Source organism: Streptomyces sp. CB01580, from assembly GCF_001905795.1.
Lineage (GTDB): Bacteria > Actinomycetota > Actinomycetes > Streptomycetales > Streptomycetaceae > Streptomyces.
Genome location: NZ_LIXJ01000002.1, coordinates 435,382 through 448,390, shown reverse-complemented (window position 1 = coordinate 448,390; position 13,009 = coordinate 435,382). Strand labels below are relative to the sequence as shown.

Here is a 13,009-nt window from a genome sequence, read left to right as displayed (position 1 = left end):
CCCGACCCTTGCGGTTCGTACGGTGACGCGAGGCGGGGCACCCCCGGCCCACGGGGTGGCGGGGCGCCGGGAGAAGCCGATACGGCGCCGGGCGGCACCGGTACGGCACGGCGGGACGGAGGCGCTCCGCCCGGCCGTGCCCGGGCCGCCCGGGCACGGCCGGGGAGCGGAGCACCGAGGGCCGGTCGATTCACCGAGAGGTCACGACGGCGGGCTCTCCCAGCCCGTTTCAGACCAGTTCATGACAGTCGAACGCGGTTCGGAACGGCGCCGGATCAGGCCAGTGCCGTGACCGGCAAGGTTTGCCCGGAAGGAGCATCGTCCGGTGCGTGCGATCGCAAGGCGGTCGAAAGCCCTCGGATGGGGTCTCCCCTGCTCGAACGAAGTCGAGAGCTTGGGGAAGGGCTACGTGGGCTCTCGGCCAACGCCGCGAGCGTGCGTGCGGGACGGTGCGACGGGGCAAACCTTGCCGGTCACGGCACTAGTTCCAGGGGGAACTCACCCCGGTGCCCGGTACCCGCGCCCTGCTCCGGGCGGGCCTCGTACTCGCGGCAGCTCCAGATCTCCTGGACGAGCCCCGTCCGCCGGTCCCACAGCTCCCGGACGGCCCCCTCGCCGGCCGCCTCGCGGTAGGCGTCCTTGACGCCCCGGAAGCAGGCGAGCCCGCCGGACAGGCCCCGGCCGGAGGCGGGAAGGTAGTCCGAGAAGGCGCAGGCGATGCAGGACTGGAGGCGGACCCCCGGCGGCAGGGCGCGCTGGATCGTGGCGAGCGCGGAGGCGAAGTCGCTCTCCGCGCGGTGGGATCCGTACGCGGCTCCGCCGAACTGCAGCTCCAGGTACAGATACGGATCCGGCCGGCGCAGCGACAACAGACAGTTGAGCGTGGCCTGATGGACGGTGCCGTCGTCGAACACGGGGAGCGGGAGCTCCCACTCCAGGACGCAGTCGCCCAGCACGCCGTCGACCAGGGCGAAGATCCCGTCGGGCGGTGGGGTGCCGGCCACCGGGCCGAGCCCGTCGAAGCTCTTGCCCTCGAAGTCGACGCCCCTGGTGCGGAGGCGGAGTTGCTGTCCGTCGGTGGTGAGGATGACGGCGTCGGAACCCTGCCGGTCCCGGTACCACCCTGCCCATGACTCATCTGTCATGGGCAGGGACTGTAGCCCGTGCCCATGACAGTCGCCCCGTCACCCTCCGCTTCGATTCCCGGGCCCCGTGACCTCGGCGCCCTTGCCGTTCCCGCCGCCTTCAGTGCGTACGACGGGTGACGAATTCCGCCAGGGTCAGGAGGTCGCCGCCCCGGTCCGGATCGGGCACCGCGCGCGAGAGGTGGTGGACCGCGCGCGCCATCCGGTCCGCCGCGCACACCTGGGCCCAGTCCCGGCCGCCGGCCCGTTCGATGGCGTCGGCCGCGCGGTCCACCTCCGTGGGTGTGTTCATGGATCCCCGGTAGAGCGCGGCGAGTTCGGCTGCCGCGGGGGTGCCGGACGTCAGCGCGGCGACCACCGGCAGGGACTTCTTGTGGGCGGCCAGATCCGCCCCTACGGGCTTCCCGGTGCGCTCCGGGTCTCCCCAGATCCCGATCAGGTCGTCGATCAGCTGGAAGGCGAGGCCCGTCTCCCGGCCGAATCCGTCCATCGCGCCGACGGCCCGCTCCCCGGCACCCACGTACAGCGCCCCCAGCGCGCACGCACAGCCGAGCAGGGCGCCGGTCTTGGCCGTGGCCATGGTCAGGCACTCGTCCAGCGAGACCTCGTCCGGCCCGCGGTCCTCGAAGGAGCAGTCGGCCTGTTGCCCGGCGCAGAGTTCGACGACGCAGGTCGACAGCCTCGCCGAGGCACGGGCCGCCACCGGGCCGTCTTCCTCCGCGAGCAACCGCTGGGCGAGGGCGAGCATCGCGTCACCGGTGATGATGGCGGCCGGGATGCCGAACACCGTCCAGGCGGTGGGCCGGTGACGGCGCGTCCGGTCCTCGTCGATCACGTCGTCGTGCAGCAGGGTGAAGTTGTGGACCAGTTCCACGGCGACGGCCGCCCGTACCGCACGCCGCGGGTCGCCGCCCAGCGCCCGGGCGGCGGCGAGCACGAGCGCGGGCCTGATCGCCTTGCCCGCCGCCCCGCCGGAAGGGGTGCCGTCGGCCCCCCGCCAGCCGAAGTGGTACATCGCGACGCGACGGATCGATCCGGGCAAGGAGTCGATGGCCGCGCGCAGTCCGGGATCGACGAGCGTCCTGGTCCGCTCCAGGAGGGCCGCCGCCTCCAGGCCCGGCATCATGACAGCGGGCTCCGGAACCGGTGCGGCCGAAACGGCCGGACCGCCGCCGGAGGCCACGGAGACGGCCGTGCCGCCGCCGGGGGGCGCGGAAGCGGCCGGACCGCCGCCGTCCGGGGCCACGGACACCGCCGGACCCGCGCCGTCCAGGCTCATGAGAGGGGCCGGACGGCCGTCGTCCGGGGTCCGGGGGGTGGGTGAGGGGATTGCGTGGTGCGTCTTCACTGAGGCGTCGTCCTCCCGATGCCGCCCCGGGCCCGACGGCCCGGGGCGGGGGTTGTCCGGGGCCCGGCTCCGCCGCCCGGCCCCCGAGCGGCTACCGCCAGCGGCTGACCTCGACGTTCTCCAGGACGCCGAGCGCGTCCGGCACGAGGACGGCCGCCGAGTAGTAGGCCGTCACCAGGTAGGAGATGATGGCCTGCTCGTCGATGCCCATGAAGCGGACCGACAGGCTGGGCTCGATCTCGTCCGGGATGCCGGACTGCTGGAGCCCGACGACGCCCTGCTCCGCCTCGCCCGTCCTCATGCAGATGATCGACGTGGTCCGGGCGTCGCTGATCGGGATCTTGTTGCACGGGAAGATGGGCACGCCCCGCCAGGCCGGTACGTGGTGTCCGCCGATGTCCACGCTCTCGGGCACCAGACCGCGCTTGTTGCATTCGCGGCCGAACGCCGCGATGGCCCGCGGGTGGGCCAGGAAGAGCTTCGAGCCGCGGCGGCGCGAGAGCAGTTCGTCCATGTCGTCAGGGCCGGGCACGCCGTCGTGCGGCTGGATCCGCTGCCCGTAGTCGCAGTTGTGGAGCAGGCCGAACTCGCGGTTGTTGACCAGCTCGTGCTCCTGGCGCTCGCGCAGCGCCTCGACCGTCAGCCGCAACTGCTGCTCGGTCTGGTTCATCGGCTGGTTGTAGAGGTCGGCGACCCTGCTGTGGACCTTCAACACGGTCTGCGCGACGCTCAGTTCGTACTCGCGCGGCGAGACCTCGTAGTCCACGTACGTGTGCGGGATCACGGCCTCGCCGACGTGGCCGGCGGAGAGGTCGATCGCCGCCTCGCCGTACTTGTTGGTGCGCTGCTGCGGGACGTTGAGCAGTCCGGTGAGATGCGCGCGGAGCGAATCGGCGCGCTCGGCGAGGTTCAGGACGTCGGCGCGGCTCAGCGTCAGTACCGTGCACGCGGTGAGCGCACGGGCCGTGTACTCCCAGACGGCCTCGCCGTCGAGCAGGGAGCGGTCACCGAAGTAGGCCCCGTCGGCGTGGACCCCGAGCACCGTCTCGCCCCCGTACTGACCGGTGCCGACCTTCTCGACCTTGCCGTGCGCCAGCAGGTAGACGCGATCCGCCCGGTCCCCCGCGGCGGCCAGCACCTGCCCCGCGGCGACGTCCTGCTGCTCGCACCGCCGGGCCAGTTCACCGAGCACTTCCTCGTCGCCGAGGTCCCGGAGCGCGGGGAGCTCTCCGAGCTCGGCGGGGATGACCGCGACCCGGTCACCGGTCTGCACGAAGGTCACCCGGCCGTCCCCCACCGAGTAGCTCAGCCTCCGGTTCACCCGGTAGGTGCCGCCCTGCACCTGCACCCACGGCAGCATCTTCAGCAGCCACCGCGAGGTGATCTCCTGCATCTGCGGGGCGGACTTGGTGGTCGTCGCGAGGTTCCGCGCCGCCGCCGTGCCCAGACTCTGCTGGGGCGGCAACGTCACGTGCTGAACCTCTTCACCAACGGACATCTGTCGTCCTCTCGAATGACTCTCGAATGATCGGCTGACCAGCGCGAAGAAGCCTTTCAGCACCCGAGGGCGGCGCACCATTACACAAAAGAGTGTGACTAATTGGGGTTTGCACTGGGCACGACGCCCGTCGGTCCCGGCGGGCGCCGACGGGCACCATTAAGTTGCATCCTCGATGCAACTTATCTACCGTGACGGTCATGCGGCTGACGAAATTCACCGACGTGGCGCTTCGCGTACTGATGCGCCTCGCGGTCGTCGAGAACGAGGATCCGCCGACCACCCGGGAAGTGGCGGCGACCATGCAGGTGCCATACACCCACACCGCGAAGGTCGTCGCCAGGCTCCAGCACCTCGGTCTCATCGAGGCGCGCCGGGGCCGCGGCGGCGGGCTCAGCCTCACCGGGGCCGGCCGCTCCGCCTCGATCGGCGGAATCGTCCGGGAACTGGAGGGCCCGGGCGACGTCGTGGAGTGCGAGGGCGCCACCCCGTGCCCCCTGCGCTCGGCCTGCCGGCTGCGCGGCGCCCTGCGCCAGGCGGAGGAGGCCTTCTACGCCTCGCTCGACCCGATCACCGTCGCCCAGCTCGTCGCCTCGCCCACCGGGCCCGTACTGATCGGCATCAGCGGCATCCGGCCGGCCCCAGCCTGAACCGGCCCGGGCCGTCACCGCGCGCCCACACACCCCCGTCCCGCACCCCGAGACCTCCGGGCACCACCTGCCCGGATCCACCATGCCCAAAAATGCGAATCCGAGATACCAATTCTGATTCGCATCGAGACCGACGAGACCAAGGAGTCATCGATGCTGTCCGAGACGTCGACCGCCACCGTCCGCGCCACCCTCCCCGCCGTGGGAGCGGCCATCGGGGACATCGCCGACCTCTTCTACCGCAAGATGTTCACCGCCCACCCGGAGCTGCTGCGCGACCTCTTCAACCGCGGCAACCAGGCCTCCGGCGCCCAGCGCCAGGCCCTCGCGGGCTCCATAGCCGCCTTCGCGACCCATCTGGTCGCGCACCCGGACACCCGCCCCGACGTGATGCTCGGCCGGATAGCCCACAAGCACGCCTCGCTCGGCGTCACCGCCGACCAGTACGACATCGTGCACAGGCACCTGTTCGCCGCCATCGCCGAGGTGCTCGGCGACGCGGTCACTCCCGAGGTCGCCGCCGCCTGGGACGAGGTCTACTGGCTGATGGCGAACGCGCTGATCTCCCGCGAGGCGCGGCTGTACGCGGAGCAGGGCGTGGCCGCCGGTGACGTGTGGCGCGAGTGGGAGGTGGTCGGCCGGACCGAGGAGACCCCCGACGTCGCGACCTTCCGCCTCCGCCCGGCCGACGGGGAGCCCGCGCCCGCCTTCCGCCCCGGCCAGTACGTCTCCGTTCAGGTGGAACTCCCCGACGGGGCACGGCAGATACGCCAGTACAGCCTCTCCAGCGCCCCGGGATCGACGCTGCGCTCGATCACCGTGAAGCGGGTGCACGGGGGCGGCTCCCCGGACGGCGAGGTCTCCTGTCATCTGCACGCGAAGGTCGCGGCCGGCGACCGGCTGCGGGTCTCCGCCCCGTACGGCGACCTCGTGCTGGACGACGCCGGCGCCCCGCTGCTGCTCGCCTCGGCCGGGATCGGCTGCACCCCCATGCTGTCGATGCTGGAGCACCTGGCCGCGACCGGCCACCGCGCCCCGGTCACCGTCGTGCACGGCGACCGCTCCTCCGCCGACCACGCACTGCGCAACGACCACGTGACGCTCGCCGACAAGCTCCCCGACGCCACCACGCACTTCTGGTACGAGCACCCGGAGTCCGGCCACAGCACCGACCGCACCGGTCTGGTGGATCTGGGCGACTTCACGATCGCGCCCGGCACCCACGCCTACCTGTGCGGCCCGCTGCCCTTCATGCGCGCCGTGCGCACCCAGTTGCTGGCCAAGGGGGTCCCGGCCGCCGACATCCACTACGAGGTGTTCGGCCCCGATCTCTGGCTCGCCCAGGACTGAACGCGGCCGGCCCCGCACGCCCCGCCCACGCGGCCCCTCGGGGGCCGACGGCGGGGCGTGCGTCCGCCCCGCGACGGCGGCCCTCGGCCCGGGCCTGGTCAAATGGACGGGTGAACCGTCCCCAGGACCCCGAAGCGCTCCTGCGGCCCCGGCTGCCCTCCCCGCTGGAGGAGGTCCACGACGACCGCTTCGGCCGCCGGGGCGTGCGGCTGCTGCTCAAGCGGGACGATCTGATCCACCCGGATCTTCCGGGCAACAAATGGCGCAAGCTCGCCCCCAGCCTGCGGGCCGCCGCCGGGCGCACCGTCCTCACGTTCGGCGGGGCGTACTCCAACCACCTGCGGGCCACCGCCGCCGCCGGACGGCTGCTCGGCTTTCGCACCATCGGGGTGGTGCGCGGCGACGAACTGGCCGACCGCCCCCTGAACCCCTCGCTCGCCCGGTGCGCCGCGGACGGGATGACCCTGCGCTTCGTGGACCGCGCGACCTACCGCGCCAAGGCCGACCCCGAGGTGCTGGCCGGGCTGCTGGGCGCCCTCGGGGAGAGCGACTTCGGGGAGTGCTTCGTCGTCCCCGAGGGCGGGAGCAACGCCCTGGCCGTACGGGGCTGCACCGAGCTGGGGCGCGAGCTGCGCGGGCGGGCCGATGTGGCCGCGGTGGCCTGCGGCACCGGCGGCACCCTCGCCGGTCTCGCCGCCGGTCTGGCGCCGGGGCAGCGGGCGCTCGGCGTCCCGGTGCTGCGCGGCGGCTTTCTCGGCGAGGCGGTGCGGGAGCTGCAACGGGAGGCGTTCGGCGGGCCCGAGGGGACGTGGTCCCTGGACGAGCGCTTCCACTTCGGCGGCTACGGCCGTACGACCCCGGAGCTGCACGCGTTCGCGGACGACTTCGAGCAGCGGCACGCACTGCCCGTCGAACGGCTCTACGTCGCCAAGCTGCTGTTCGCACTCACCGCGCTGGCCGAGGAGGGCGCGTTCCCGGCGGGGGCGACGGTCGTGGCCGTCGTCACGGGCCGCCCCTGACGTCCGGCAGACCCGTGCCCGCGCGGGTCTCCCGGACCCGGCCGCCGTCCACTGCGGATCGGGGTGGACCGGTCGCGCCCGCGCGGGTCTTCCCCGCCACACCCGCGCGGGTCTCTCCCCCCACCCGCCCGGCCTTGCGCGCTCACGCCGTGCCCGGCTCCTCCCGGTAGGCCGCCGCCTCCTCCAGGTCGAGCCGTCTGAGCAGGGTGCGGAGCATCTCGTCGTCGATCCGCCGCTCGTCCCTGAGCCGTACGAAGACCTCGCGCTCGGCGTCCAGCGTCTCCCCGGCCAGCCGCCGGTAGGTGTCGTCCGCCGACTCCCCGGTCACCGGGTTGGCGGCGCCCAGCCGTTCCCACACGGCGTTGCGGCGCCGTTCCAGGACGGCGCGCAGGCGGTCGGTGAGCGGCTCCGGAAGGGCGTTGCGGGGGTCGGTGAGCAGGGTGTCCAGCCGGGCCTCGGCGGCGGCGGACGCCTCGCTCTGCGCCTGGGCCTCGGCCAGGGTCTCGGCGGTCGCGTCCCGGCCCGGGAGTCTCAGCGCGCGCACCAGCAGCGGCAGGGTGAGCCCCTGGACGACCAGCGTGCCGATGACGGTGGTGAAGGTCAGGAACAGCACCAGGTTCCGGGCCGGGAACGCCTGCCCGGCCGTCGTGAGCAGGGGGATGGAGAACGCGATGGCGAGCGAGACGACCCCGCGCATCCCGGCCCAGCCGACGATCGTCGGCGCCTTCCAGTCGGTGTCCGGTTCGCGCTCGCGGATCCGTTTCGACAGCCACCGGGGCAGGAACGTGGCTGGGAAGACCCAGACGTAGCGGACCACCACGACGGCCACGAACACCGCCACCGCGTACCAGAGCGCGTCCGCCACGGCGTACGCGCCGAGCCCCCTGAGCACGAAGGGCAGCTGGAGCCCGATCAGCGCGAAGACCGCCGACTCCAGGACGAACGCGACCATCTTCCACACGGCCTCCTCCTGGATCCGGGTCGCGAAGTCGACCTGCCAGGCGCGGTGGCCCAGGTAGAGCGCGACGACGACCACGGCGAGCACCCCCGAGGCGTGCACGCGCTCGGCCACCGCGTACGCCACGAAGGGGATCAGCAGCGACAGCGTGTTCTGCAGCAGGGCTTCCCTGAGGTGGGTACGGAGCCAGTGCAGCGGCACCATCAGCGCCAGGCCGACCACGACCCCGCCGAGCGCGGCCACCAGGAACTCACCGATCCCGGAGCCCCAGCTCATGCCCTCGCCGACGGCGGCGGCCAGGGCCACCTTGTACGCGGTGATCGCGGTGGCGTCGTTCACCAGGGACTCGCCCTGGAGGATCGTGGTGACCCGGCCGGGCAGCCCGACCCGCCGGGCGATCGCGGCGGCGGTGACCGCGTCCGGCGGGGCGACGACCGCGCCGAGCACCAGCGCGGCGGTGAGCGGCAGGTCGGGCACCACGAGGTAGGCCAGCCAGCCGACCGCCACGGTCGCGAAGAGGACGTAGCCGACGGAGAGCAGCGCGACCGGCCGCATGTTGGCCCGCAGATCGAGGTACGAGCTGTCGACGGCCGCCGTGTAGAGCAGGGGCGGCAGCAGCAGCGGCAGCACGATGCCCGCGTCCAGGGTGTACGACGGCACCCCCGGCACGTACGAGGCGATCAGCCCCACCGTCACCAGCAGCAGGGGCGCCGGCACGGGGGTGCGGCGGGCCGCCCCCGCGACGGCGGCACTCGCCGCGACCAGCGCCACCAGCGGCAGTACGTCCATGTCCACGGTCCTCGCATCCGTCGTAACCTGACCATCATGAGTGACTGCTCGCACGTGCTCGCGCTGCCGCACCCCGAGCCGGACCCTCTGAGCGGGACCTGCCCGGAGTGCGTCGTGGCGGGCACGCAACCCGTACATCTGCGGCTGTGTCTGGTCTGCGGCCATGTCGGCTGCTGCGACTCGTCCCCGCTGCGGCATGCCACGGGGCACTTCGAGGAGACCGGTCATCCGGTGATGCGGAGTTTCGAGCCGGGCGAGAGCTGGCGCTGGTGCTATGCCGACGGTTCGATCGTCTGAGGCCCGGGTACGTCAAAACGGCGCCGGTTGTCCGTAATTGATCGCCGCAGACCCCTAGGCACCGTGTGTGGTCATTGACTTACCATGAGTGACAGCCTTGGGGTGGGTCCTGTTCGAGCCTGATCCGTCGCCGGGGCCCGGGGGTTCGGCGACACGGCATCATGGATCGCGATAGCGTCGCCGGGCCAGAACCGAAGACGTACCACATGGCTCCGGGGTGCCCTTCCCGGATCCTCGGAAGAGTTTGTGCCACCTTGGAGGTGAGGGTGTCCCAGATCGCAGGCGAGCCCGGGAATCAGGACTTCGTAGAGGTCCGGCTGCCCGCTGCGGGTGCCTACCTGTCGGTGCTGCGTACGGCCACGGCCGGTCTCGCGGCACGCTTGGACTTCACGCTCGACGAGATCGAGGATCTTCGCATCGCGGTCGACGAGGCCTGCGCGATCCTGCTCCAGCAGGCCGTGCCGGGCTCCGTCCTCAGCTGCGTCTTCCGGCTCATCGAGGATTCCCTGGAGGTGACGGTGTCCGCACCGACCACGGACGGGCGGGCGCCGGAGCGCGACACCTTCGCCTGGACGGTGCTCTCCGCGCTGGCCGGGAAGGTCGACTCCTCGGTGGCCGACGACCGTACGGTCAGCATCAGCCTCTACAAACAGCGCGGCGCGGGACCCGGGCCGGCGTGAGCAACGGAAACGGGGACGGTCCGGTGCGGGACGAGACGATCCGACCAGGGGTGGTGCGTGCGGCGGCCATCCCGGAACAGCAGGCCCTGCCCCATCCGGAGGACGGGGCGGACGAGCCCGCGAGCCGTGCGTTCGCGGTGGAGCAGTCGCAGGCGGAGCGGGCAGGCCAGATGAGCGAGCACGGGCACCACGATCCACAGGACCGCAGCGGGGCGCGGGCGCTCTTCGTCGAACTGCGCGCCCTTCCCGACGGTTCGCCCGAGCGGGCGGAGCTGCGCAATCGGCTGGTGCGGATGCATCTGCCGCTCGTGGAGCACCTGGCCCGCCGGTTCCGCAACCGCGGCGAGCCGCTCGACGACCTGACCCAGGTCGCCACGATCGGTCTGATCAAGTCGGTGGACCGGTTCGATCCGGACCGCGGCGTCGAGTTCTCGACGTACGCGACCCCCACGGTCGTCGGCGAGATCAAGCGCCACTTCCGTGACAAGGGCTGGGCGGTCCGGGTGCCGCGTCGACTCCAGGAGCTGCGGCTGTCGCTCACCACGGCGACCGCCGAACTCTCCCAGCTGCACGGCCGCTCGCCGACGGTGCACGAACTGGCCGAGCGCCTGGGCATCTCCGAGGAAGAGGTGCTGGAGGGACTGGAATCGGCCAATGCGTACAGCACGCTCTCGCTGGACGTGCCGGACACGGACGACGAGTCGCCCGCGGTCGCGGACACGCTCGGGTCCGAGGACGAGGCGCTGGAGGGCGTCGAGTACCGGGAGTCGCTCAAGCCGCTGCTGGAGGACCTCCCGCCGCGCGAGAAGCGGATCCTGCTGCTGCGTTTCTTCGGCAACATGACCCAGTCGCAGATCGCCCAGGAGGTCGGCATCTCCCAGATGCACGTCTCGCGGCTGCTCGCCCGCACCCTGGCCCAGCTGCGCGAACGCCTGCTCGTCGAGGAGTAGGGGGCAAAGCCGGGGCGTCCGGCCGACGGGGACGTCCGGCCGGGTCGGGCGGACCGCCCCGGGGCCCGAATGCCCCGCCGGTTCCCGGCCCGCCTCCGTCCCGCGGGCCCCGCCCGGGCCCGGCTCCCGACGGACTCTCAGGCGTCCGGGGTCGTGGTCCCGGGACGGCGGATGCCGAGTTCCTCGATCGTCGTGGGCCTGAGCAGCTGGTAGAGCGAGGTCACGACCACCGCGGCGAGCACGATCCCTGTCGGGATCAGCGCGCCGTGGGACCTCAGCAGCGTCCACGCCACCGGGAGCCCCATGATCTGCGTGATGAGCGCGGGGCCCCGGCTCCAGCCGCGCCGCAGCAGCAGACCGCGCGCCGCGATCAGCGGGATCAGGCCCAGCGCGATCAGGGTGAGCCCGCCCATCTCCGCCTGCTGCGGACTCTCGGGGTGTCCGAGCATCCCCATCACCAGCATGTAGATCCCGCCGACGACGAGCGCCGTCCCCTCCAGGGCGGTGAGCGCCGCCACGAGCGTGATCCTGCTCGGCTTCGCCGGTCCGGCCGACGGCGAGGGCGACGACGGCGACGAGTCGGGCGCGTTCTGCTGAGTACTCACCCCTGCAGGTTGGCATCCCGGCCCCTCGAAAGCGAAGCCGGGGTGGCGAACACCACGGGGCGCGGGCACCCGCCCGTCCCACCGCGCGTGGTCCGTCACCGAGCGTGAGGTCATGGGACAGGACTTCAGGGCGATACCACCGGGTAGGTACTCTGGCCGTCATGCGCGCACTCCTCGTGGTCAATCCAGCTGCTACCACCACCAGTGCGCGGACCCGTGACGTACTCATCCACGCCCTGGCCAGCGAGATGAAGCTGGAGGCCGTGACCACGGAGTACCGGGGGCACGCCCGGGACCTCGGACGGGAGGCCGCGGACTCGGGGGAGATCGACCTCGTGGTCTCGCTGGGCGGCGACGGCACGGTCAACGAGATCGTCAACGGACTGCTGCACAACGGCCCCGACCTGGACGTCCTGCCCCGACTCGCGGTGGTCCCCGGCGGCTCCACCAACGTCTTCGCGCGCGCCCTGGGCCTGCCGAACGACGCGGTCGAGGCGACCGGCGCGATCCTGGACGCGCTCGCCAACCGCACCGAACGCACCGTCGGCCTCGGACTCGCGGCCGGCACCCCGGGCACCGAGGACGAATCCGTCCCTGAACGCTGGTTCACTTTCTGCGCCGGGCTCGGATTCGACGCGAGCGTGATCGGCCGCGTCGAACAAAAGCGCGAACTCGGGAAACGATCGACACACGCCTTGTACGTGCGCCAGGTGGTCCGGCAATTCCTGGAGGAACCGCACCGTCGGCACGGAACGATCAGACTGGAGGCCCCCGGCCTGGAACCGGTCGACGATCTCGCGCTGTCCATAATCTCGAACACCTCCCCCTGGACCTACCTGGGGAACCGCCCCATATACGCCTCCCCGACAGCCTCCTTCGACACCGGTCTGGACGTGCTCGGACTCAAGCGGCTCTCCACCTCGGCGGTCGCCCGCTACGCCACCCAGCTGCTCACGTCGAGCCCCGAGAAGGGCCCTCGCGGCAAGCACGCCGTCTCCCTTCACGACCTCACGGACTTCACCTTGCATTCAAAGGCGCCCCTCCCTTTCCAGATGGACGGCGACCATCTCGGAGTGCGCAAAAGTGTGACGTTCACAGGCGTACGCCGTGCACTGCGTGTGATTGTGTGAGTGGAAGGGCCCAAAGTCCTTTAAGTCGAACGTTTGGGCTGGACTCCACCCCATAGAAGTACGGCTGTGACCTAGTCGACACCGAGGAATCAAAAAAAACTTTCCAGAAGGGGTTGTATCCGTCGCCGAGGTTTGCGAATCTCTACATGGCGATCGGGACGGCCCGCAACAACGGCCTCCACTGAGAGCCAGAACCCCTCCTCATCTCACAGGACCACAACCAGTTCATCTGGGCGTCGGCCCATTACCTGCGGGGGGATTCGTGAAAGCGTTCACATTCACAAGCACTGTATGCAACACCAAGGAGAGGTAGCAGCCATGGACTGGCGTCACAACGCCGTTTGTCGTGAGGAAGACCCCGAGCTGTTCTTCCCCATCGGCAACACCGGTCCTGCGCTGCTGCAGATCGAGGAAGCCAAGGCCGTCTGCCGTCGCTGCCCCGTCATGGAGCAGTGCCTGCAGTGGGCGCTCGAGTCCGGCCAGGACTCCGGTGTCTGGGGTGGCCTCAGCGAGGACGAGCGCCGCGCGATGAAGCGCCGTGCCGCTCGCAACCGGGCGCGTAACGCCAGCGCCTGAGCCGACGCCACCGC

13 protein-coding genes are annotated in these 13,009 nt (G+C 71.6%); 8 read left to right on the top strand and 5 right to left on the bottom strand.

What is annotated here, in order from left to right; translation table 11 throughout:
* Positions 1 to 473 precede the first annotated feature (473 nt).
* The 3 genes from AMK22_RS04470 to AMK22_RS04460 form a co-directional block, all read right to left on the bottom strand.
* The gene (locus tag AMK22_RS04470; protein ID WP_073781884.1) at positions 474 to 1,145 is read right to left on the bottom strand and encodes a DUF6304 family protein; all 672 of its coding nucleotides are present in this window, start codon (positions 1,143 to 1,145) and stop codon (positions 474 to 476) included.
* A gap of 100 nt (positions 1,146 to 1,245) precedes the next feature.
* On the bottom strand, positions 1,246 to 2,271 hold the full coding sequence (locus tag AMK22_RS04465) for a family 2 encapsulin nanocompartment cargo protein polyprenyl transferase (RefSeq protein WP_073782005.1): 1,026 nt from the start codon (positions 2,269 to 2,271) through the stop codon (positions 1,246 to 1,248).
* Between the two features lie 313 nt (positions 2,272 to 2,584).
* Positions 2,585 to 3,991 (bottom strand): family 2B encapsulin nanocompartment shell protein, encoded by a 1,407-nt coding sequence (locus AMK22_RS04460; RefSeq protein ID WP_073781883.1) that lies wholly within the window; start codon positions 3,989 to 3,991, stop codon positions 2,585 to 2,587.
* A 200-nt stretch (positions 3,992 to 4,191) separates the two neighbouring features.
* On the opposite strand from AMK22_RS04460, the gene AMK22_RS04455 reads away from it, so the two are divergent.
* The 3 genes from AMK22_RS04455 to AMK22_RS04445 all read left to right on the top strand — a co-directional run bounded on the left by AMK22_RS04455 (position 4,192) and on the right by AMK22_RS04445 (position 7,010).
* Positions 4,192 to 4,641 (top strand): RrF2 family transcriptional regulator, encoded by a 450-nt coding sequence (locus AMK22_RS04455; protein ID WP_073782004.1) that lies wholly within the window; start codon positions 4,192 to 4,194, stop codon positions 4,639 to 4,641.
* A 153-nt stretch (positions 4,642 to 4,794) separates the two neighbouring features.
* The gene (locus AMK22_RS04450; RefSeq protein WP_073781882.1) at positions 4,795 to 5,991 is read left to right on the top strand and encodes a globin domain-containing protein; all 1,197 of its coding nucleotides are present in this window, start codon (positions 4,795 to 4,797) and stop codon (positions 5,989 to 5,991) included.
* Positions 5,992 to 6,101: 110 nt separating this feature from the next.
* On the top strand, positions 6,102 to 7,010 hold the full coding sequence (locus AMK22_RS04445; RefSeq protein WP_073781881.1) for a 1-aminocyclopropane-1-carboxylate deaminase/D-cysteine desulfhydrase: 909 nt from the start codon (positions 6,102 to 6,104) through the stop codon (positions 7,008 to 7,010).
* Between the two features lie 142 nt (positions 7,011 to 7,152).
* Here AMK22_RS04445 and AMK22_RS04440 read toward each other — a convergent pair whose 3' ends face one another.
* Positions 7,153 to 8,757 carry a Na+/H+ antiporter gene (locus AMK22_RS04440; RefSeq protein ID WP_073781880.1) on the bottom strand — a complete coding sequence of 535 codons (1,605 nt, stop codon included), beginning with the start codon at positions 8,755 to 8,757 and terminating at the stop codon, positions 7,153 to 7,155.
* A gap of 36 nt (positions 8,758 to 8,793) precedes the next feature.
* On the opposite strand from AMK22_RS04440, the gene AMK22_RS04435 reads away from it, so the two are divergent.
* From AMK22_RS04435 to AMK22_RS04425, 3 genes are all read left to right on the top strand, one after another.
* A complete protein-coding gene (locus tag AMK22_RS04435) occupies positions 8,794 to 9,054 on the top strand; it encodes a UBP-type zinc finger domain-containing protein (RefSeq protein WP_073781879.1) in 261 nt (86 codons plus the stop codon).
* Between the two features lie 266 nt (positions 9,055 to 9,320).
* Entirely contained in the window at positions 9,321 to 9,734 is a 414-nt protein-coding gene (locus AMK22_RS04430; RefSeq protein WP_073781878.1) for an anti-sigma regulatory factor, read from the top strand.
* Positions 9,731 to 10,684: an RNA polymerase sigma factor SigF gene (locus AMK22_RS04425; protein WP_384419310.1), complete on the top strand. Its 954-nt coding sequence runs from the start codon at positions 9,731 to 9,733 to the stop codon at positions 10,682 to 10,684. The genes AMK22_RS04430 and AMK22_RS04425 overlap by 4 nt, the downstream gene beginning before the upstream one ends.
* A 137-nt stretch (positions 10,685 to 10,821) precedes the next feature.
* Here the strand turns inward: AMK22_RS04425 and AMK22_RS04420 are convergent, their stop codons facing one another.
* On the bottom strand, positions 10,822 to 11,202 hold the full coding sequence (locus tag AMK22_RS04420; RefSeq protein WP_073781877.1) for a hypothetical protein: 381 nt from the start codon (positions 11,200 to 11,202) through the stop codon (positions 10,822 to 10,824).
* Between the two features lie 248 nt (positions 11,203 to 11,450).
* Here AMK22_RS04420 and AMK22_RS04415 point away from each other — a divergent pair, with 248 nt between their 5' ends.
* Positions 11,451 to 12,419, top strand: a complete 969-nt coding sequence (locus AMK22_RS04415; protein ID WP_073781876.1) for a diacylglycerol/lipid kinase family protein — start codon at positions 11,451 to 11,453, stop codon at positions 12,417 to 12,419.
* Between the two features lie 318 nt (positions 12,420 to 12,737).
* A complete protein-coding gene (locus tag AMK22_RS04410) occupies positions 12,738 to 12,995 on the top strand; it encodes a WhiB family transcriptional regulator (protein ID WP_003953983.1) in 258 nt (85 codons plus the stop codon).
* Positions 12,996 to 13,009 lie beyond the last annotated feature (14 nt).

What these genes read in the sequence shown, in the direction of transcription:
- AMK22_RS04470 (WP_073781884.1), bottom strand. Translation starts at nt 1,145, where the DNA reads ATGACAGATGAGTCATGGGCAGGGTGGTACCGGGACCGGCAGGGTTCC.
- AMK22_RS04440 (WP_073781880.1), bottom strand. Translation starts at nt 8,757, where the DNA reads ATGGACGTACTGCCGCTGGTGGCGCTGGTCGCGGCGAGTGCCGCCGTC.
- AMK22_RS04460 (WP_073781883.1), bottom strand. Translation starts at nt 3,991, where the DNA reads ATGTCCGTTGGTGAAGAGGTTCAGCACGTGACGTTGCCGCCCCAGCAG.
- AMK22_RS04415 (WP_073781876.1), top strand. Translation starts at nt 11,451, where the DNA reads ATGCGCGCACTCCTCGTGGTCAATCCAGCTGCTACCACCACCAGTGCG.
- AMK22_RS04410 (WP_003953983.1), top strand. Translation starts at nt 12,738, where the DNA reads ATGGACTGGCGTCACAACGCCGTTTGTCGTGAGGAAGACCCCGAGCTG.
- AMK22_RS04465 (WP_073782005.1), bottom strand. Translation starts at nt 2,271, where the DNA reads ATGATGCCGGGCCTGGAGGCGGCGGCCCTCCTGGAGCGGACCAGGACG.
- AMK22_RS04455 (WP_073782004.1), top strand. Translation starts at nt 4,192, where the DNA reads ATGCGGCTGACGAAATTCACCGACGTGGCGCTTCGCGTACTGATGCGC.
- AMK22_RS04435 (WP_073781879.1), top strand. Translation starts at nt 8,794, where the DNA reads ATGAGTGACTGCTCGCACGTGCTCGCGCTGCCGCACCCCGAGCCGGAC.
- AMK22_RS04450 (WP_073781882.1), top strand. Translation starts at nt 4,795, where the DNA reads ATGCTGTCCGAGACGTCGACCGCCACCGTCCGCGCCACCCTCCCCGCC.